Source organism: Bosea sp. BIWAKO-01 (genome assembly GCF_001748145.1).
Taxonomy (GTDB): domain Bacteria; phylum Pseudomonadota; class Alphaproteobacteria; order Rhizobiales; family Beijerinckiaceae; genus Allobosea.
In genome coordinates this window covers 108,308-127,388 of the sequence record NZ_BCQA01000001.1, presented here as the reverse complement: position 1 = coordinate 127,388, position 19,081 = coordinate 108,308, and the positions used below count along the sequence as shown (strand labels likewise).

Annotated in this window: 15 protein-coding genes; 11 read left to right on the top strand and 4 right to left on the bottom strand. The window is 67.0% G+C overall.

Translation table 11 applies throughout. The features are described from left to right. Window positions 1-57 precede the first annotated feature (57 nt). Complete coding sequence (locus tag BIWAKO_RS00595) at window positions 58-3,831, top strand: DUF2339 domain-containing protein (RefSeq protein WP_069876876.1); 3,774 nt, start codon at window positions 58-60, stop codon at window positions 3,829-3,831. An 85-nt stretch (window positions 3,832-3,916) separates the two neighbouring features. Here the strand turns inward: BIWAKO_RS00595 and BIWAKO_RS00590 are convergent, their stop codons facing one another. The 3 genes from BIWAKO_RS00590 to BIWAKO_RS00580 are packed head-to-tail and all read right to left on the bottom strand — an operon-like array spanning window position 3,917 to window position 6,878. Continuing rightward, window positions 3,917-5,425 (bottom strand): tripartite tricarboxylate transporter permease, encoded by a 1,509-nt coding sequence (locus BIWAKO_RS00590; RefSeq protein ID WP_069876874.1) that lies wholly within the window; start codon window positions 5,423-5,425, stop codon window positions 3,917-3,919. Next, window positions 5,425-5,919 (bottom strand): tripartite tricarboxylate transporter TctB family protein, encoded by a 495-nt coding sequence (locus BIWAKO_RS00585; RefSeq protein ID WP_069876872.1) that lies wholly within the window; start codon window positions 5,917-5,919, stop codon window positions 5,425-5,427. The genes BIWAKO_RS00590 and BIWAKO_RS00585 overlap by 1 nt, the downstream gene beginning before the upstream one ends. Before the next feature lie 8 nt (window positions 5,920-5,927). Continuing rightward, on the bottom strand, window positions 5,928-6,878 hold the full coding sequence (locus BIWAKO_RS00580) for a Bug family tripartite tricarboxylate transporter substrate binding protein (RefSeq protein WP_069876871.1): 951 nt from the start codon (window positions 6,876-6,878) through the stop codon (window positions 5,928-5,930). Window positions 6,879-6,981: 103 nt separating this feature from the next. On the opposite strand from BIWAKO_RS00580, the gene acnA reads away from it, so the two are divergent. From acnA to BIWAKO_RS00530, 10 genes are all read left to right on the top strand, one after another. Next, entirely contained in the window at window positions 6,982-9,654 is a 2,673-nt protein-coding gene (acnA, locus tag BIWAKO_RS00575) for an aconitate hydratase AcnA (protein WP_069876869.1), read from the top strand. After that, window positions 9,651-10,799, top strand: a complete 1,149-nt coding sequence (locus BIWAKO_RS00570) for a 2-methylaconitate cis-trans isomerase PrpF family protein (RefSeq protein ID WP_069876868.1) — start codon at window positions 9,651-9,653, stop codon at window positions 10,797-10,799. Before acnA ends, BIWAKO_RS00570 begins: the two co-directional genes overlap by 4 nt. A gap of 28 nt (window positions 10,800-10,827) precedes the next feature. Then, window positions 10,828-11,745, top strand: coding sequence for a GntR family transcriptional regulator (locus tag BIWAKO_RS00565; RefSeq protein ID WP_069876867.1), 918 nt, complete (start codon window positions 10,828-10,830; stop codon window positions 11,743-11,745). Further along, entirely contained in the window at window positions 11,742-12,437 is a 696-nt protein-coding gene (locus tag BIWAKO_RS00560; RefSeq protein WP_069876866.1) for a transporter substrate-binding domain-containing protein, read from the top strand. Before BIWAKO_RS00565 ends, BIWAKO_RS00560 begins: the two co-directional genes overlap by 4 nt. Before the next feature lie 96 nt (window positions 12,438-12,533). Then, a complete protein-coding gene (gene pdxR, locus BIWAKO_RS00555) occupies window positions 12,534-14,048 on the top strand; it encodes a MocR-like pyridoxine biosynthesis transcription factor PdxR (protein WP_069876865.1) in 1,515 nt (504 codons plus the stop codon). A 139-nt stretch (window positions 14,049-14,187) separates the two neighbouring features. Beyond that, on the top strand, window positions 14,188-14,976 hold the full coding sequence (locus BIWAKO_RS00550; RefSeq protein WP_069876864.1) for an ABC transporter ATP-binding protein: 789 nt from the start codon (window positions 14,188-14,190) through the stop codon (window positions 14,974-14,976). Window positions 14,977-15,005: 29 nt separating this feature from the next. Beyond that, window positions 15,006-15,788, top strand: a complete 783-nt coding sequence (locus BIWAKO_RS00545) for a transporter substrate-binding domain-containing protein (protein WP_069876862.1) — start codon at window positions 15,006-15,008, stop codon at window positions 15,786-15,788. 66 nt (window positions 15,789-15,854) lie between these two features. Beyond that, a complete protein-coding gene (locus BIWAKO_RS00540; protein ID WP_069876860.1) occupies window positions 15,855-16,553 on the top strand; it encodes an ABC transporter permease in 699 nt (232 codons plus the stop codon). Beyond that, window positions 16,550-17,278 carry an ABC transporter permease gene (locus BIWAKO_RS00535; protein ID WP_069876859.1) on the top strand — a complete coding sequence of 243 codons (729 nt, stop codon included), beginning with the start codon at window positions 16,550-16,552 and terminating at the stop codon, window positions 17,276-17,278. Before BIWAKO_RS00540 ends, BIWAKO_RS00535 begins: the two co-directional genes overlap by 4 nt. Next, the gene (locus tag BIWAKO_RS00530; RefSeq protein WP_069876857.1) at window positions 17,265-18,062 is read left to right on the top strand and encodes an inositol monophosphatase family protein; all 798 of its coding nucleotides are present in this window, start codon (window positions 17,265-17,267) and stop codon (window positions 18,060-18,062) included. Before BIWAKO_RS00535 ends, BIWAKO_RS00530 begins: the two co-directional genes overlap by 14 nt. A gap of 97 nt (window positions 18,063-18,159) precedes the next feature. Here the strand turns inward: BIWAKO_RS00530 and BIWAKO_RS00525 are convergent, their stop codons facing one another. Further along, a complete protein-coding gene (locus BIWAKO_RS00525; protein ID WP_069876856.1) occupies window positions 18,160-19,077 on the bottom strand; it encodes a dihydrodipicolinate synthase family protein in 918 nt (305 codons plus the stop codon). Window positions 19,078-19,081 lie beyond the last annotated feature (4 nt).

The following is a 19,081-nucleotide window of genomic DNA, read 5'->3' as shown; positions in this document are numbered from 1 at the left end:
TTCCGGGCCCGGTGCCCTAAGTGTCGGGGGCGAACGACTTAAGGTTGAGGGCCTGCCTTGGAAGCTCTGGTGATTCTCGGCCTTGCCGTCATTGGCTTCCTCATCGCCGTTCCCTGGGCCGCCTTCTCCTCCCTCTCGCGCGCCAATCGCGCGCTGGCCCTGGCCGCGAAGCAGCAGGAGGAGATCGACCAGCTCCGGCTTGCCCTCTCCACGCTGCGCGAAGCCCGCGGGGAAACCGGCCAGGCTGAGGCCGATGACGACGTCGTCGTTGCGGAGCCGTTGCATCGCGAGCTTGCCCCAGCGGAGGATACAGCCCTCACAAGCGAGGCGGCACATCCGGCGGCGCTGGAGTTCGAATCCGAAGCCATCGTCGCGTCCCGGCTGCCTGCCGACACGCTCGCTGCAGAGGCGCTCCGACCGGAGCAGGCCGCCGCGACGACGGAACTGGCGCGGGACGTTGAGACCGAAGCACCGCCGCTGGATACCATCGCAGCGCCGGACCCCGTGCCGGCCGCACCCCGCCGCGATTTCGAGGAGGCCATCGGCTCGCGCTGGGCCGTCTGGGGCGGCGGCATTGCGCTCGCCTTCGGCGGGCTCTTCCTGGTCCGCTATTCCATAGAGGCGGGGGTTTTCGGCCCCGGCATGCGGCTGCTGTTGGGGGCGGTTTTTTCGCTCGTCGCGGCCGCGGCCAGCGAATATCTCAGGCGGAGCGATCGGCTCGCCGATCTCGGCGAGAGGCCGGGCGCGCTCGGCCGGCTCGGCGGGGCCAATATCCCCGCGGTTCTTGCCGGCGTCAGCGTGCTCAGCGGCTTCGGCGTCGTCTATGCCGCCCATGCGATCCATGGATTCATCGGGCCGGGCCTCGCTTTCACGCTGATGGGGCTGATCGGGCTTGCTGCGCTCGCGGCATCCCTGCTGCACGGCCCGGTGCTCGGCCTGTTCGGCCTGGTCGGCTCCTATGCGACGCCGCTGCTGGTCGCGAGTTCCGCGCCGAATTTTTCCGCGCTCTCCCTGTTCCTCACGCTGGTCACGGCCGTCGCCTTTCTCCTGCATGCAAGGCAGCCGAGCCGCGTGGTGACGCTGGGCGCCGTCGCCGGCCACGGCGTCTGGACCGCCCTGATCGGGTTGTCCGGGGAGAGCCCGACCTGGTCCTCCCTCCTGCTCGTTGCGGGTGCGGTGCTGGCGCTTGGGCTGCTGAAGGAATGGCCGAAACTGAGGGGCAGCACAGCCCGGAGCGCCTGGCCCGTTGCGGGCTTCGACGGCATCGGCCTTGCCGCGATCGCGACCCCGCTGGTCCTGTCCGGGGTTCTGTGGACGGCCCAGGGCGGCCCCGTGCTGCTGCATCTCGCCATCCTGACGACCGTGCTGGTCGCCATTGTCGCTGCCGTCCGGCACGGCGATCTTGCCCCGCTGGCGCCGCTTGCCGCGGCCGCCGCTGCCGGCATGGTGCTGCTCTGGCCGAGCGTGCAGGGCGCCTTCGGTCTCTCGCCGGATCTCGTCCTCGACATCGTCCGGCTGAGCATCACCGGCAATGCCGGGCCGGGCATCCGGTGGACGGCGGCGCTGCTCGCCCTGATCGTCGGCGGCTTGCCCTTTTACGCACTGCTCCTGCGCAAGGGCGCTGGCGCCGGCGGCTTCATCATCCGCGGCTGCCTCGCCTTCGCCTCCGCGCTTGGGCCGATCTGCCTGCTGCTGGCGACGGCGCTGCGCAGCAATGGCTTCGAGCGCTCGCCCGGTTTTGCGGCGCTCTCGCTTCTGCTGGCCGTCGCCCTGTTTGCCGCCTCCGAAATGCTGCTGCCGGTCGAGCGGCGCAGCACGCGCTCCCGCACAAACCCGCTGGCCCTGATCGGCTCGGCGGCTTACGCCGCCGGCGGCGCGATCGCGCTTGGCCTCGCCGTCGCCTTTGCCCTGCGCGAGACCTGGCTCGTGGTCGGGCTTGCCGTTGCCGCGGCCGGCGTCGCGATCATCGCCAGCCTGCGCCCGATCCCGCTTCTGCGCAGCATGTCCGCAGCCCTGGCGACGGCCGCGCTCGCGCGCCTGGTCTGGCAGCCGATTGTCTCCGACATGGGCTCCTGGCCTCTCGTCAACTGGGTCATCCCCGCCTATGCCGGGCCGGCCCTGTGCTTTGCCATCGGCGCGCTGGCGCTGCGTGGCAAGCAGGACCGGCCGCGCAGCGTCTTTGAGGCCCTGGCGGCCATTTTCGGCGCGGCCTTCATCCTGCTCGAGATCCGGCAGTTCTTCGCCGGCCCCGAGCTCGTCCCGGATATCAGGCTGATCGCCGGCCATTACTCCGGCCTGCCGCGAAACCGCCTGTTCGAGGAGGCTGTCGCCCATCTCGTGGCGCTCGGCCTGATCGGCGCCGGCCTGCAAGCCCTGGCGCGCCGCCTGGGCGGGCGCGTCTTTGGGCCGGCGGCCGATATCACGGCGGCCCTCCTGCTCCTCCTCAGCCTCGCCGGGCTCTGCGGCCTGCTCAACCCGCTCTTCGACGGCACGTCGGTGCTTGGGCCACCGATCTTCAACCGGCTCCTGCTCTATGTGCTGGCCGGCGGCGCGCTCGGCCTGCTCGGCTTCCGGCTCGATCGCGGGCAGGTGCGCTCGCGCATCGGCGAATGCCTGACCGCCTGCGCGGCGGTGCTGGTCTCGCTCGGCGCGGTCCTGATCGTCCGGCAGGCCTTTGCCGGCCCGGAACTGGCGCCGCGCTCGGTCGAGACGGTCGGCTTCATCGAGGCGGTCATCGTGACGATCACGCTGCTCGCCCTGGCTGCAGCCGCGCGCATCTGGCACGAGGCGGCCCAGAACCGCGTCACCCGGCTGGTCCTGCGCGTGCTCGCCTTCGCCGCGATCGGCTGGGCTGCCCTGGCGCTCGGCATCGTCCGCAACCCGCTGTTCGACCAGAGTGGCGTCTCCGGCCCGGTCATCTTCAACCGGATCCTGTGGGGCTATGGCGCGGTCGTCCTCGTCTTTGCCGGCGCAGCCTTCTGGCTGCGCGATGCCCGGCCCGCAATCAGCCGGGCCTTCGCCAGGACGGCATGGGCGGGCGCGGCGCTCTGTGCTTTCCTGCTGCTGCGCCACGGCTTCCATGGGCCGCTGCTGGTCTCGGGCGAACCGGTCACGCTGGCCGAAGCCGGCTGCTACGCCGCGATCGGTTTCATCATGGCGATTACCGCGATGATCGCCGGCACGGTCACGATCCAGGGGCGCGCTGTGCCCTTGCGCCCGGAGAGTGCGGCGATCGCCTCCTGCGCCGTCTTCGCGGTTCTCTCGGGCGTCGTCGCCAATCCGCTGCTGAGCGAGGTCCCGCTGGCCGGCCTGTTCATCCTGGACAATGCCCTGGTCGGCTATCTCATGCCGGCGCTGCTTGCTTTCGCTGCGGCGCGCTGGACGCGCGAATTCGTTCCAGCCGCGCTGCCGCGGCGGATCTTTGGCGCGACTGCGATCATCGGTGCGCTTGCCTATGTGCTGATCGAGGTGCGGCGCTGGTTCGTCGGTCCCGATCTCCTGGCCGATGGCATCGGCGCAACCGAGCTCTACGTCTATTCGGCCGCGATCCTGCTTTATGGCGTTGCGCTGCTGGCGCTCGGCTTCCGCCTGCAATCGAAGGATCTGCGCCTGGCCTCGCTCGCGGTCGTCACCATTGCGATCTGCAAGGCTTTCCTGGTCGACATGGCCGGGCTGGAAGGGCTGTTGCGGGCGCTCTCCTTCATCGGCCTCGGCGCGAGCCTCGTCGGCATCGGGCTGGCCTACCAGCGCCTGTTGCGGCGGGAGAATGCGCAGCAGGCTCGGGCAATCCGGGAGAGCGCAGCTGCGACCGAAGCGTCGGCGAGCGGCTGATCCTGCCGTCGCTCACAAGACAGGGAGCCGTGATCTCGTCACGACTCCCTTTGGAGCCTCCGGATGGGAGCGCCTGATCGGGGGATCAGGCGACCTTGACGAGATCAGCCTGCGAACGCTGCCGCCAGAACCGCAGGAGCGGGAAGAGGAGCAGCGCTAGCGCCAGGCTGAGAAGGATCGCCGCGACCGGCGACGAAACCAGGACCAGCGGGTCACCCTGTCCAATCGCCAGAGCGCGGCGCAACTGGAGTTCCGCCATCGGTCCCAGGATCAGGCCGATCAGCGCGGGCGCGATCGGCACCGAGCAGCAGCGGAAGCCGTAGCCGACAAGGCCGAGCAGGCCGAGGATCAGGAGATCGACCCAGGACTGCGACAACCCCCAGACCCCGACCAGCGAGAAGATCAGGATCCCCGCATAGAGATGGGGTTTGGGGATGGCGAGCAGCTTCACCCAGACCCGCGCCATCGGCAGGTTGAGAACCAGCAGCATGATATTGCCGATATAGAGCGAGGCGATCACGCCCCAGACCAGCTCGGGATTGCTGGTGAACAGGGTCGGGCCCGGTGTCAGGCCGTAGTTCTGAAAGGCGGCGAGCATGACGGCCGCGGTCGCCGAGGTCGGCAGGCCGAGCGTGAGCAGCGGCACCATGACACCGGCGACAGCTGCGTTGTTGGCGGCTTCCGGCCCGGCGACACCTTCGATGGCGCCATGTCCGAACTCTTCGGGATTCTCGGAAAGACGCCGCTCCAGTGTGTAGGAGAGAAGCGTCGGGATTTCCGATCCTCCCGCCGGCATGACGCCGATCGGAAAGCCGATGGCCGCCCCGCGCAGCCATGGTTTCCAAGATCGCCTCCAGTCCTCCCGGGTCATCGCGATCCGGCCCTTGACCTCGATCAGCTTCTGGGGCTCCCGGCTGAGGCGGCTTGCGACGAAGAGGATCTCGCCGACGGCAAACATCGCGACGAGCACGATGGTGATGCCGACGCCATCGGCCAGTTCGGGAACGCCGAGCGTCAGGCGCGGCAGGCCCGACTGGAAATCCGTGCCGATGACCGCGAGGAAGAGCCCGAAGAAGAGCGAGACCAGCCCGCGCAGGATCGAGGTGCCGAGCACGACCGAGACGGAGGTGAAGGCGAGCACGGCGAGGGCAAAATACTCCGCAGGCCCGAAGACGAAGGCGATCTCGGAGATCGCCGGAGCAGCGATCGTCAGCAGCATGGTGCCGATGGTCCCGGCCACGAAGGAGCCGATCGCGGCCGTTGCCAGCGCGGCTGCGCCGCGGCCGTTCTTGGCCATCTTGTTGCCTTCCAGCGCCGTGATCATCGAGCCGGATTCACCGGGCGTATTGATCAGGATCGACGTGGTCGAGCCGCCATACATGGCGCCATAGAAGACGCCTGCGAAAATGATGAAGGCTGCTGTCGGCGACAGCGTCACCGTCACGGGCAGCAGAAGCGTGATGGTCAAGGCCGGGCCGATGCCGGGCAGCACACCGATCGCAGTTCCGAGCGCGCAGCCGACGAGCGCCCAAAGCAGGTTCATCGGTTGCGCGGCGACGGCAAAGCCATGAATCAGCGCATCGAGAACGGACATCACAGCCCTCCGAGCGGAAAGAAGCCGCCGAGCTGCACGCCCAGTTTCGTGAAGGCGAACCAGGTAGCGGTCGATACGGCGAGACCGATCGCGAGGTCGGCGAGCGGCCGTCGCGAGCCATAGGCGCGGGTGACGAAGGCGTAGGCGACCGCGCCGGCGAGCGGGAACCCTGCATAGCTGATCAGTCCGACGGGCAGAAAGACCCCGGCGGCGGCGGTCAGGAAGCCGGTCCACGACATCGGCTGCGTCAGGTCTGCGCCCTCGGTCTCCTCGGCTTCGAAGCGGGCGCCCCGCGCCACCTGATACCCGAGCGCGCCTCCAAGCGCTGTCAGCACGAGCCCAACCGCAAGGACGAAGAAGCCCGGCCCGATGCCGGCATAGGCCTGGGTCAGAGGCAGGTGCGCGGCATCCGTGAGCACCGCGACACCAAGACCGGCCACGGCGAGCGGAAGTCCCCAGCGCAGCAATCGCTGCGCCGGGGCCGTCGAACCCATCGCTGGCTTCACTTCGCCACCCCCAGCTCTTCGAGGATCGGCCGGATGCGGGCGTTTTCCTCCGCGATGAAGGCGCCAAACTTGCTGCCTCCGAGGAAGGCATTCTGCAGGCCGCTCTTGGCGAGTTCCGCCTTCCATTCCGGCTGGGCGGTCATGCGCTCCAGCCGCTCGACCCAGTTCTGCTGCGCCGCAGCCGACATGCCGGGAGCGCCGACGATGCCGCGCCAGTTGCCCATCGCAACATCGACGCCCGCTTCCTTAAGGGTCGGCGCTTCGACCTCCGGCAGCCGTTCCGGCGAGGTGACGGCGATGATCCGGACGCGGCCGGCATCGGCAAGGCCCTTCAGCTCGGACGCCCCGGAAACCAGGACGGCGATCTTGCCGCCGGCGAGCTGGGTGACGGCCTCGGCGCCCCCGCCATAGGCGATATAGTTGATCCGTGCGGGAGCAACCCCGGCGCTCCTGGCGATCATGCCGGCAATGATGTGGTCGACACCGCCGGCAGAGCCGCCGCCGAACGATACGGCGCCCGGATTGGCCTTCAGCGCATCCGTCAGGTCCTTGACGGTCTTGAAGGGCGAGGTCGTCGGGACGGCGAGCCCGTTATATTCAAAGGTCAGCCGCGCGACCGGTGTCGTGTCGGTGATCGGCAGGGATCCCTTGGTCGCCATGATCGAGCCGAGCAGGATCACGCCCATGCCCATCAGGGCATTGTCCTGCCCCTTGCTCGTCCGGATGAACTCACCCAGCCCCAAAGTGCCGCCGGCACCGGGCTTGTTGGTGAAGACCGCCCCATCCTTGAACAGCCCTGCCTTGTCGAGCATGCCGAGCGCGAGACGGGTCGTGGTGTCATAGCCGCCGCCGGCCCCTGCCGGGACCATGACCTTGGCCGGCTCGGCGAGCGCCGCCCCGGAAACGCTAACCGCCATAGCGATCGAGATGAATGTTCTGCGCAGCATGGTGTCCTCCCCGTGGTGATCAAGATTGTATTTTGGATATCCGTAACTCTTGTTTTTTAGATAATCAAGATATAATCAAAGCCGACACGCAAGGGAGGATCGTATGCCCGTGGACGCCAGGATCGCTGCGCTGAGCAGCGGCTCGCAGAGGCTGAATTATGTTCCGATCGCCGGGGCGGAAGGCATCGATCGCTTGCCGTTCTCGCTGCGGATCGTGCTGGAAAACCTGCTGCGGCAGCAGGTCGTCGAGGGACGCGACACCAGCGTGCAGGTCGACGCCTTGCTGAGGCGGGAGACCGGGGCTGCGCTGAACTTCAAGCCGACCCGGATCTTCGGTCAGGACATCCTGGCCAAGGTCATGCTGGTCGACATGGCCGCATTGCGCGATGCCCTGGCCGCGGCCGGGCGTGATCCCCGTCGCGTCAATCCAGCCGTTCCGGTCGATATCGTCGTCGACCACTCGCTTCAGGTCGACTATTTCGGCACGCGCGACGCGCCGCGGCTGAATCTCGACATGGAGTACCGCCGCAACGCTGAACGCTTCGCCTTCCTGCGCTGGTGCTCGGAGAGCTTCGACCGTGTCCGCGTGGTGCCCCCCGGCAAGGGCATCATGCACCAGCTCCATCTCGAGAAGATCGGTCAGGTCGTCTGGACGGAGGCGTTCGAGGGGGGCGTACTGGCCTCGCCGGACACCTGCGTCGGCACTGACAGCCATACCCCGATGATCAACGGCCTCGGCATTCTCGGCTGGGGCGTCGGCGGGATCGAGGCCGAGGCCGTGATGCTGGGCAAGGGGGTCGTGATCGCCTTGCCGCGCGTGATCGGCGTTCAGGTCACGGGCCGCCTGCGCGACGGCGTCATGCCCACCGATCTCGTCCTGACGATCACCGAGCGCCTGCGCCAGGTCGGCGTCGTCGGAGAATTCGTGGAGTTCTTCGGTCCGGGCGTGGCGGCGTTGTCGGTCGCCGACCGCGGAACCATCGCCAACATGGCGCCCGAATATGGCGCGACCGCCGTCTATTTCCCGATCGACCGGCGTTCGATCGAGTATCTCGCGATGACGGCTCGTTCGGACGAGCATATTGCATTGATCGAAGCCTATGCGCGCGCCCAAAAACTCTGGCGCGACGAGGCGACACCCGCACCGAGCTACGATCTCGTCATCGACATCGATCTGGCCGAGATCGAGCCCTCCATGGCGGGGCCGAAGAATCCGGAGGATCGTTTCGACCTCTCGGTGGCGGCGACCGCCTTCGCCGGACATTGCCGGGAGATCGCGGGGCACAACCCCTCCGCCGAGCGCTTTCCGGTGGCTGGGACGGAGTTCGGAATCAGGGATGGCGACGTCGCCATTGCCGCGATCACCAGTTGCACGAACACCTCGAACCCTGTCGGGATGATCGCGGCCGGCCTCGTCGCCCGCAATGCCGTGCTCAGGGGCCTGACGTCAAAACCCTGGGTCAAGACCTCGCTTGCACCCGGCAGCCATGTCGTCGCCGAAATCCTGGAACGCTGCGGTCTTCAGCGTGACTTCGATGCCCTTGGCTTTCAGGTCGTCGGCTTCGGCTGCACCACCTGCAATGGCGGTTCGGGCCCGCTTCTCCCGCCGATTGCCGATGCGATCGAGCAGGGCGGCGTCCTGGCGACAGCGGTCCTCTCCGGAAACCGCAACTTCCAGGGCCGGATCCACCCCAATGTCCGGGCGGCCTATCTCGCTTCGCCCGCACTCGTCGTCGCCTATGCGATCGCGGGATCGCTGACCATCGATATCACCAGCGAGCCGCTCGGCATTGATTCAAACGGCCAACCGGTCTTCCTTGCCGATATATGGCCGAGCTCAGCCGAGATCGATGCGCTGGTCGAGAGCGCCTATACGCCTGATGTGTTTGCGGAAAAATATGTCGACCTGTTCGATGGCGGGGAGCCCTGGGCTCGTCTCGCGACACGGCCATCGGCGCTGTTCGACTGGCAGGCCGACAGCACCTATGTGCGCCGGCCACCCTACTTTGAGGGACTGAGTGCGGAGCCGTCGCGGCAGTTCGACATTTCCGGCGCACGCCCGCTTGCGATTCTCGGCGACTCCATCACGACGGACGACATCTCGCCATCCGGCGCCATCAGCCTTGGCACGCCGTCTGCGGATTTTCTCATCGCGCATGGGGTGATGAAGGCCGATTTCAACAATTACACGACCAGGCGCGGAAACCATGACGTCGCGGTGCGGGCGACCTTCGCCAATATCCGGCTGCGTAACCGTATCGTTCCCGGAGTGGAGGGCGGCTTCACCCGGCTGATGCCCGAGGGCGAGCAGATGCGGATATTCGAGGCGGCCCAGGACTATCTCAGGCGCGGCACGCCGCTCGTCGTCATCGCCGGGAAGAACTACGGCTGCGGCTCCTCGCGCGACTGGGCGGCGAAGGGCGTGGCCCTGCTTGGCGTCAAGGCGGTGATCGCGGAGGGGTTCGAACGGATCCACCGAACCAACCTCGTCGGGATGGGCGTGCTGCCGCTGCAGTTCCAGAACGGGATATCGGCGGAAACGCTTGGGCTCGACGGCACCGAGACCTTCGATATTGCAGGGCTCGACGGCGATTTCGGCGTCCGTGCTACCGTCATCTGCCGGGTCACGCGCCAGACCGGCGAAACGCTCGATTGTCCCCTGACGATCCGGCTCGATACGCCCGAGGATATCACCTATTGGCGCCATGGCGGCATTCTGCCCTTCGTCTGGCGTGACTATATGGGCGCCGACCTGCCGATCGCGAGGACCGCATGAGCCAGCACTTCATTCCCGCCGTGTTCTACCGGGGCGGAACCAGCAAGGGCGTGTTCTTCAGCGCGAGCCAGCTGCCCACGGACCGGGACCGGTGCAGCGCGATCCTGCTGGCGGCGCTCGGCAGTCCGGACCCTTACGGCCGCCAGCTCGATGGGATGGGCGGCGGGATCTCCTCCCTGTCGAAAGCGGTCATCATCGGTCCGTCCACGCATCCCGATGCCGATGTCGACTACACCTTCGTTCAGATCGCGGTCGACGAACCGGTTGCCGACTGGAGCAATAATTGCGGCAACCTCTCCTCTGCCGTCGGGCATTTCGCCGTCGATGAGGGCCTTGTGCCGGCCTCCGACGGCGAGGTTCTGGTCCGCATTCACCAGACCAACACGAAAAAGCTGATCCACTCCCGCTTCCAGGTCCGGGCTGGCAAGGCCGAAACCGCGGGAGATTATGTCATTGCCGGCGTTGCCGGCGCAGCCTCGCGGATCAGGCTCGACTTCCTTGAGCCGGCCGGCGCTGTCACGGGAAAGCTGCTGCCGAGCGGCCGCGTTCTCGACCATGCCGACCTTGGCAGCGAGGGCCGTTTCGAGCTGTCGATCGTCGATGCCACCTCGCTGATCGTCTATGTCGATGCCACGGCTTTCGGGTTCGACGGATCGGAGACGCCCGATGAGATCGAGGCGCGGCCGGGTGTCATGGCCATTCTCGAAAAGCTGCGCCGCTACGCTGGCGTCATGATCGGACTGGGACCGACGCCTGATAGCATAGGGCTCCAGACCCCCCGCATCGCGATGGTGGCCGCGCCCAGGCCCTTCACCGGACTCGATGGCGAGCGCCATGGCGAGGATGCCTTCGACATCGCCACGCGCATGATCTCGATGCAGCGGGCGCACCGGGCGATCCCCGGGACCGGCGGCCTCAATCTCGGCGTGGCGACGCAGATTGAGGGAACCCTACCCAACCGGTTGTCGCGCCCCGCCAACACGGCAGGCGAGGTGAGGGTTGCCAATCCGTCCGGGCTGGTGTCGGTAGGTGCGGTTGTCCGGCATGCCGGCGATGGCTGGATGGCAGACAGCGCTGTCCTGTTCCGCACTGCGCGCCGGCTGATGCAGGGCGAAATCGCAGTGCCCTCGTCGCTTGCCAGGTGAATGGCCAGATGGATTGCAGAGGAATCGAATGACGGCTGCGCCGACGTCCCTCCAGATCAAGCTCGCCAGCCAGATCCTGTCGCATGCGCGGCTGTCGGGCTGGCAGAGTGGCCATCACCTGACCGAGGATTCGCTGCTGCCGGTGCTGGGCGCCTCGCGGACGCCGATCCGTGCCGCGATGGCGCATCTGGCCGAGGCAGGCGTGCTGGAGAAGCGCCCGAACAAGGGGTTCTTTCTCAAGGATACGTCGGCAACGGCGGAGAGCCAGCCGGCGACGGAGGGGGAGGATGACGACGCCGGCGTCTACCTCGCCATCGCCATGGACCGCTTGAACCAGGTTCTTCCCGACACGGTGAGCGAGAACGAGCTGATCCGCCGCTACGACCTCTCGCGGGCACGGTTGCGCAATGTGCTGGCGAGGATCGCATCCGAGGGCTGGATCGAGCGCCGGCAAGGGCGAGGCTGGGCGTTTCAGCCGCTGATCGACACGATCGATGCCTATCGCGAGAACTATCGTTTCCGGCAGATGATGGAGCCGACCGCCATGCGCTCCGAAGAGTTCGTGCCGGACCGACCCCGCCTCATCGTCCTGGCCGAGCAGCAGCGTTTCGTGCGCGACAGCGGCTATGGCAGCCTGAGCCAGGTCGAGCTGTTCGAGATCAACTCCACCTTCCACGAAACGCTGGCGGCGATGTCAGGCAACCGTTTCGTCGTGCAGACGCTGACACGCCTCAACCATCTGCGCCGCCTGATCGAATATGGCCGCCCGCTCGATCGCGAGCGCGTGCGCCGTGTCTGCGACGAACATCTCGCCATCCTTGCCCCGCTGCTGTCGGGCGACAAGGCAACCGCCGCGACCGAGCTTGAACGACATCTCTCGGGCGCTGCGCAGGAAAAGGCGGTCGTCGGCGAGCCCGCTTCGTCCGCGAACGGACGCCGGGAATGAATCTGGCCGAGGTTCTTGCGCCCGGCGGCAAGCTGCGCGCCGCGATCAATCTCGGCAATCCCGTGCTGGCGCAGCGTTTCCCGGGGAGCGGCGAACTTGGTGGCGTCAGTGTTGCGCTGGCGCGGGAACTCGCGGGCGCCCTCGCTATCGATCTGGAACTCCAGCCTTACGACTCGGCGGCTCGTGTCGTCGAAGCCTGCCAGGGCGGGGCCTGGGATATCGCCTTTCTGGCGATCGATCCGCAGCGCGCAAGGCAGATTGCCTTCAGCGATCCCTATATCGTCATCGAGGGCGTTTTTGTCGTGAAGCGGGACGCTCCCTGGCAACGCCCAGGCGAGCTCGACCGGCCGGGTCATCGCATCGCGGTCGGCCGTGGCGCGGCCTATGATCTTCATCTCGGCCGGATGCTGCGCCACGCGGAGCTCGTCCGCGTGCCGACCTCCGCCGAAGCCTTGCCGCATTTCCTGGAGGCAGGGCTGGAGGCCGGCGCCGGCATCCGCCAGCCGTCGCAGGCTTTCGTTGCGTCCCATCCAGGGCTTCGTTTCATCGAGGAGCCGTTCATGGAGATCCGGCAGGCGATGGCGGTCTCCATCGCGCGGGCGCATGCAATGCCGGCGCTGTCGCAGTTCCTGCGCAGGGCTACCGAGCTCCCGGCGATCAAGGATGCGCTCGCGAGCCTTGCGACATCATAGGGTAGGCGCGGGCGGCAAGCGCGCTCTGCCGATCAAGGGCTTTCCCTCGCGGGTCGGTTTCGGTCAGATTGGCCGCGTCGCTTGCGAGGTCGAACCGTGGCCCAATTCAACTATCCGGCCTGGAACCTGATCCAGCTTGCCCGCGAGAGTGAGAAGCCGCTCTACGAACAGATCTTCGCTCAGTTCCGCGAAAGCATCATGGACGGGCGGCTGGCGCGGGGCACGCGCCTTCCGCCCAGCCGCATGCTGGCCAGGGAGCTCTCGCTCGCCCGCAACACGGTGATCCAGTCCTATGACAAGCTCGAAGCCGAAGGCTATGTCAGGCGCATCCGTGGCTCCGGCACCTTCGTCGACCGGGTCCTGCCCGAAGACCATCGCGTCTCGGTTGCTCACGCTCCGAACAGCCCCGAGCGGCCTGTTCCGGCTCTTTCGGCCCGCGCCGAGCGGCTGATCGGGATCGGCCTGCCGCCTGAGCGCTCGGAAGCGCTCGATCTCAGCCCGGGCGTCCCGGCGCTGGACGAGTTCCCCTACGAGGTCTTCAGCCAGATAGCGGCACGGCACTGGCGTTCCCGGGCGATGTCGCAGACCGGTTATGGCTCTGCGGGGCATGGCCCGAGCCTGGCGGCCCAGATCGCGACCTATCTCGCCGAGACGCGCGGCGTTTCCTGTCAGCCCGGGCAGATCATCGTAGTCGGCAGCACGCTGCAGACCGCTGCGCTCGTCGCCCATGTCCTGCTCGATCCCGGCGACGAGGTCATCGTCGAGGATCCCGGGCACGTGACGCAGCTCGCGACCTTCTCGCTCTGTGGCTTGAAGACGACCTCTGTCCCTGTCGACGCGGATGGCCTCGATGCCGCGCGCATCCCCTGCGACCCGGACGGTGGCGCGCCGGCGAAACTGATCGTCGTCACGCCGGTGGAGCAGTTCCCGTTCGGCTCTTCGATGCCGGCGGAACGTCGGCGAGCCGTCCTCGACTGGGCCCATGCCCATGACGCATGGGTCATGGAGGATGACTTCAACAGCGAGATCCGCTGGTCCGGACAGGCGCAGCCATCGCTCTTCGCCGAGGATCGCCATCGCCGCGTAATCTATACGAGTTCGTTCAACCGCGCGCTCGCGCCCGGACTGCGCCTGGCCTATCTCGTGGTGCCGCCCGACCTCGTCGAGGCCTTCACGCTGGCTCAGCGGGCGCTGTCGCATTATGCGCCGCAGCCCGATCAGGCGCTCGTCGCCGCCTTCATGCAGGAAGGCCATCTCGCCGCGCATCTGCGCCGCATGCGCGCGATCTATCGCGAGCGCTCGCTGCTTCTGGCCGATTGCCTGCTGCAGAGACTGGGCGAGCGCTTCACCATTCCCCATGTCACCGCCGGCCTGCACATGACCCTTCACCCAAACGGGCCGTTCGACGACATCGCCGTCGCCAGCGCCCTGTCCCGACGCGGTTTTGATTGCCCGGCGCTGTCGCTGTACTGCCGGGGGGCCGTCCGGCAAGGCCTGATCCTCGGCTTCGGCAACACGCGCACGGAGAAGATCCCGGCGCGAGCGACAACGGTCGCCGACGTCATTCTGGAGGTCTCCGCACGGCAAGGCGAAGCCCGGGCAGCCGGCTGAAGAGCACGGGGCGCCAATCCCGCCGGCATACTGCCCAGCGCGTGAGCGGCGCGCAGGATTGGACCATGACGAAACCTGAGAATTGGACCTTGGGGCGCGTGCGGCGCCTTCGCATCATCCCGGACAGCAGCGGGGTCCCATGATCGCCAAACCAATCAACTGCGCCGAACCGAGCAACGTCCTGGACGTCAAAGGCATTCGCAAGCAGTTCGGAGGGCTCTTGGTCCTCAAGGGGCTGGACCTGACGGCGCGGGCCCATGACGTCATCACGATGATCGGCGCCAGCGGCTCGGGCAAGAGCACCTTCCTGCGCTGCATCAATCTTCTCGAACTGCCCGATGCCGGCACCATCGCCTTCGACGGCGAGATGATCCGGCTGGAACAGGGCAGGGGTGGCGCGCGCCTCGACCGGCGCCAGATCAATCGGATGCGCAGCCGCATCGGCATGGTCTTCCAGAGCTTCAATCTCTGGACCCATCTGACCGTTCTGGAGAATGTCAGCGTCGCCCCGATCAAGGTGCTGGGTCTCGGCCGGCGCGAAGCGACGGAGCGCGCCGAGGCCTATCTCGAGAAGGTCGGCCTGATCGACAAGCGCAATTCCTACCCCCAGCATATCTCCGGCGGCCAGCAGCAGCGCGTCGGCATCGCCCGGGCTCTCGCCATGGAGCCGGCCCTCCTGCTCTTCGACGAGCCGACCTCGGCGCTGGACCCCGAGCTGGTCGGTGAGGTGCTTACCGTGATGCGGGCGCTCGCCGCGGAAGGCCGCACGATGATCATCGTCACCCATGAGATGGGCTTTGCCCGCGAGATCTCCGGCGAAGTCCTGTTCCTGCATCAGGGGGTGGTCGAGGAGCGCGGCCCTCCCGAGCAGGTTCTCGGCAACCCGAACTCGGAGCGCTGCCGCTCCTTCCTGCAGCGGGTCCTGTGATTACGACCGTCAACGAAAAGGGGAGTCTGATGCTCAAGCATCTCGTCATAGCGGCCGGCCTCGTCGGCGCATTCGCCTCCGCCGCATTGGCGCGCGACATCAAAGTCGGCAGCGAATGCACCTATCCGCCCTTCAATTTCCGCGACGCCAAGGGCGAACTCCAGGGCTTCGACATCGATGTCGCCCGCGAGATCGGCAAGCGTCTCAACGCCAATCTGATCTTCGTCTGCCAGCAATGGGACGGCATGATACCGGCTCTGCTGGCGGGCAAATTCGACCTCCTGCTGGCCAGCATGTCGATCACCGAGGACCGTAAGAAGACCATCGATTTCAGCGTGCCTTACCGCTCCTCCACGGCCCGCTTCATCGGGTCGAAGGCGCTCAAGGTTTCGCCGGTCGCGGCTGACGGCAAACCCAACCCGGCCGGCCTTGCCGGCAAGACCGTCGGCATCCAGCGCTCCTCGACCTATGAGCAATACATGACCAAGGAATTCGCGGGCGCCAAGGTCGCGCAATACGACACGGTCGACAACATGCTGCTCGATCTGCAGTCGAACCGGATCGACCTCGTCTTCGCCGGGCCGATCAAGCTCGATGGCGATTTCCTGCAGAAGCCGCGCGGCGAGAAGTTCACCTTCATCGGTCCCGAGATCAACGACGTGTCCTATTTCGGCCCGGGCGTCGGTGTCGGCATCCGCAAGGCCGACAGCGCGCTGCGCGACGAAGTCGACGCGGCGCTTACCGCATCGTTCAAGGACGGCTCCTTCAAGGCGATCAACGACCGCTACTGGTCCTTCAGCGTTCTGCCCTGATCGGGTCGGGGTCGGGCGGGGCGCGCGCAGCGTCCGCCCGCCATCCGCCAGCCGGAGGTTGCCAAGATGGATCTGCTGATGGGCTGGGGTGGCCAGGTCGCGCGCGGCGTGGTCACCACCATCGAGGTCGCCCTCGCATCGCTGCTGCTCGGCTTCATCTGGGGCATCCTGGGAGCGCTCGCCCAGCTTTCGCGCTGGTGGCTGGTCCGCAAGATCGGCTTCTTCTTCACGCTGGTGATGCGCGGGACGCCCGAGCTGCTGATCATTCTGATCGTCTATTTCGGCGGCTCGGTCGCGCTGGGCGGCCTGTCGAAGGCGATGAACAACGCCGGCGGCTTCGTCGAGATCCCGGCCTTCGCAGCCGGGGTCTTCGCGCTCAGCCTCGTTTTCGGCGGCTATGCGGCCGAGGTCCTGCGCGGCGCCTTCCTGGCGATCCCGAACGGGCAGATCGAGGCGGCCGATGCGTTCGGTTTCTCCTGGTGGGATTCGTTCGTGACGATCCGGCTGCCCCAGATGTGGCGCTTCGCCTTGCCCGGACTCGGCAATAACTGGATCTCGCTGATCAAGGATACCTCGCTGGTTTCGGTCGTCGGCCTGGAAGAAGTGATGCGTGTCAGCGCCATGGCGACCTCGGTCACGGGCGAACCCTTCCGGTTCTATCTCGTCGCGGCGGCGATCTTCTACATCCTGACCACGTCGAACGGCCTGCTCGTCGCGATGCTGGAACGCCGCGCCTCGCGCGGCGAGCGGGAGCTTGCCCGATGAACACCGCCTTGATGATCGAAAGCATCCCGGCGCTGCTGCGGGGAACCTGGCTGAGCATCCAGCTGCTCTCGGCCTCGCTGCTCTTCGGCCTGCTCCTGGCGGTCCCGCTCGCGATTGCGCGTCTGGAGGCTCCGCGGCCGGTGCGCGCGGCTGTGGCCTTCTACATCTCGTTCTTCAGGGGCACGCCGCTGCTGGTACAGATCTTCCTGGTCTATTACGGCGTCGCGCAGTTCGAGTTTGTCCGCGACAGCGCGCTCTGGCCCTATATCCGCGAGGCCTGGTTCTGCGCGGTCCTGACCTTCTCGCTGCATACCGCCGCCTATACCGCCAACATCCTGCGCGGTGCGATCAGCGCCGTGCCCGCCGGCGAGATCGAGGCCGCCCGCGCCTTCGGCATGTCGCGCTCGCTGGCCTACCGCATCATCATCCTGCCGCGCGCCGTCCGGCTGGCGCTGCCGGCCTACACCAACGAGGTCGTCAGCATGCTGAAGGCAACCTCGCTGGCGAGCACGATCACGATCATGGAGCTGACCGGCACCGCGAACACGATCGTCGCCCGCACCTTCGCGCCCTACGAACTCTTCGTGACGGCGGCCGCGATCTATCTCCTCATCACCACCGTCCTGACCGCAGCCCTGCGAGCGCTCGAATACCGGCTCGCCAGGCACCAACGCGATCTGCGCCCATCGGCCGTGATCGTCGGAGACCAACATGTCGAAGCCTGACCTGACAAAGACCGACCTGCCCGCGCTCGCCCGCTTTGCCGAACACCTGGCCGACCAGAGCGGCGCGATCATCCGCGACGCCATCGCGCAGCGGCGCAGCTTCGACACGAAATCCGACAGGAGCCCGGTCACCGAGATCGACCGGCGCGTCGAGGCCAGCCTGCGCCGTGCGCTGGAGGTGGCGCATCCCGACCACGGCATCCTTGGCGAGGAATATGCCTCGGTCGGGCTCGATCGCGATTTTGTCTGGGTGCTCGACCCGATCGACGGCACCAAGGCCTTCATCACCGGCATTCCGACCTTCGGCACCCTGATTGCGCTGGCTTTTCAGGGCGTGCCGATCCTCGGCGTCATCGACAACCCCGTCACCAGGGAACGTTGGGTCGGGGTCGACGGAAGCCCGACGCAGCGCAATGGCGAGGCCGTCGCCTCGCGCAAGGGGACGGTGCTCAGTGATGCGACCCTCGGCAACGGCAATCCGGAGCCCTTCGACGTCAGGGAGCGAGCCGCCTTCGAGAGGCTCAGGGTCGATACGAGATGGTGCGTCTATGGCGGCGGCTGCCATGCCTATGGCCGTGTCGCCGATGGCGCGCTCGACATCAGCATCGATAGCGGGCTCGACGCCTTCGACTACTGCGCCCTTGCCCCGATCGTGCGCAATGCCGGCGGCGCGATCAGTGACTGGGAAGGCAAGCCGCTGACGATCCATTCCGGCCGCCGCTGCGTCGCCAGCGGCAGCCCCGAACTGCACGAAAGGGTGCTCGAGCGCCTCAGGCTTCAGTGAGGCCAGTCACATCTGCCCGTGATGCTCAGTCCTTTCTGGCGCCGGGAACGCCGGCATTTCGTCCGTTTGCCCGGGAATTGTCGCGACCGTCCTCCGGTCAACCGAGAAGCCCGGTCTCGCGGAGGATGGCCTTGATCGTTGTCGCTTCCTCGGCGTTGAGGGAGCGTTGCGGGCGGGCCATCACGTTGGTGTCGATGATGCCGAGAAGCTGCATCGCCGTCTTGAACGCGCCGACGCCGGCCGAGCCGGCGCTGGTCCGGCCGAGCGAGATCCAGACCATCTCGAACAGGCGGCAGAGCCGTTCCTGCTCCTTGCGGGCCTCGTCCCATTTGCCTGCCTGGCTGAGCCGCCAGAGTTTGACGTAGCCCTTGGGGTCGACATTGGCGAGGCCGGGGACCACGCCCTGCGCGCCCATCAGCGCGGCGTTGTCGACGACGATCTCGGAGCCCGTCATGGCGAAGAAATCCGGCATGTCGGCGAGGTCCTGCCGCACGAACCGGAAATTGCCGTCGTCTCCGCTGGAATCCTTCAGGCCCGCCACGGTGCCTTCGCGGGCGAGCGTGACGGTCGTCCGGCGCTCCAGCTTGATATGGACGCAGACGGGGATGTCATAGGCGATCACCGGGCGATCGACCGCCTCGCGGACATAGCGGAAATGGTCGATCGTCTCGGCCTGGTTGGTGCGGGTGTAGAAGGGGGCGGTCACGACCAGCGCATCGGCGCCGGCCGATTGCGCCGCCTTGGCGTGCTGGATGACGCGATCGGTCGTCGGGTCGATCACCCCGGCAAAGATCGGGACGCGGCCGTTATTGATCTTGACGGCATGCTCGATGATCCTGCGGCGCTCGTCATCGCCGTGGAAGACGACCTCGCTGGTCGATCCGAGCACGAAGAGCCCGTCGACGCCGCCCGAGAGCAGATGCTCGATGACGCGGGTGAATGAGGGGTAATCGACCCGGAAATCCTGTGTCAGTGGGGTGACGACCGGGGGAACCACACCGTGGAAACGTGCCATGGAG

What these genes read in the sequence shown, in the direction of transcription:
- BIWAKO_RS00570 (WP_069876868.1), top strand. Translation starts at nt 9,651, where the DNA reads ATGAGCCAGCACTTCATTCCCGCCGTGTTCTACCGGGGCGGAACCAGC.
- BIWAKO_RS00580 (WP_069876871.1), bottom strand. Translation starts at nt 6,878, where the DNA reads ATGCTGCGCAGAACATTCATCTCGATCGCTATGGCGGTTAGCGTTTCC.
- BIWAKO_RS00590 (WP_069876874.1), bottom strand. Translation starts at nt 5,425, where the DNA reads ATGTCCGTTCTCGATGCGCTGATTCATGGCTTTGCCGTCGCCGCGCAA.
- BIWAKO_RS00530 (WP_069876857.1), top strand. Translation starts at nt 17,265, where the DNA reads ATGTCGAAGCCTGACCTGACAAAGACCGACCTGCCCGCGCTCGCCCGC.
- BIWAKO_RS00525 (WP_069876856.1), bottom strand. Translation starts at nt 19,077, where the DNA reads ATGGCACGTTTCCACGGTGTGGTTCCCCCGGTCGTCACCCCACTGACA.
- BIWAKO_RS00535 (WP_069876859.1), top strand. Translation starts at nt 16,550, where the DNA reads ATGAACACCGCCTTGATGATCGAAAGCATCCCGGCGCTGCTGCGGGGA.
- acnA (WP_069876869.1), top strand. Translation starts at nt 6,982, where the DNA reads ATGCCCGTGGACGCCAGGATCGCTGCGCTGAGCAGCGGCTCGCAGAGG.
- BIWAKO_RS00585 (WP_069876872.1), bottom strand. Translation starts at nt 5,919, where the DNA reads ATGGGTTCGACGGCCCCGGCGCAGCGATTGCTGCGCTGGGGACTTCCG.
- BIWAKO_RS00540 (WP_069876860.1), top strand. Translation starts at nt 15,855, where the DNA reads ATGGATCTGCTGATGGGCTGGGGTGGCCAGGTCGCGCGCGGCGTGGTC.
- BIWAKO_RS00560 (WP_069876866.1), top strand. Translation starts at nt 11,742, where the DNA reads ATGAATCTGGCCGAGGTTCTTGCGCCCGGCGGCAAGCTGCGCGCCGCG.
- BIWAKO_RS00545 (WP_069876862.1), top strand. Translation starts at nt 15,006, where the DNA reads ATGCTCAAGCATCTCGTCATAGCGGCCGGCCTCGTCGGCGCATTCGCC.
- BIWAKO_RS00550 (WP_069876864.1), top strand. Translation starts at nt 14,188, where the DNA reads ATGATCGCCAAACCAATCAACTGCGCCGAACCGAGCAACGTCCTGGAC.
- BIWAKO_RS00565 (WP_069876867.1), top strand. Translation starts at nt 10,828, where the DNA reads ATGACGGCTGCGCCGACGTCCCTCCAGATCAAGCTCGCCAGCCAGATC.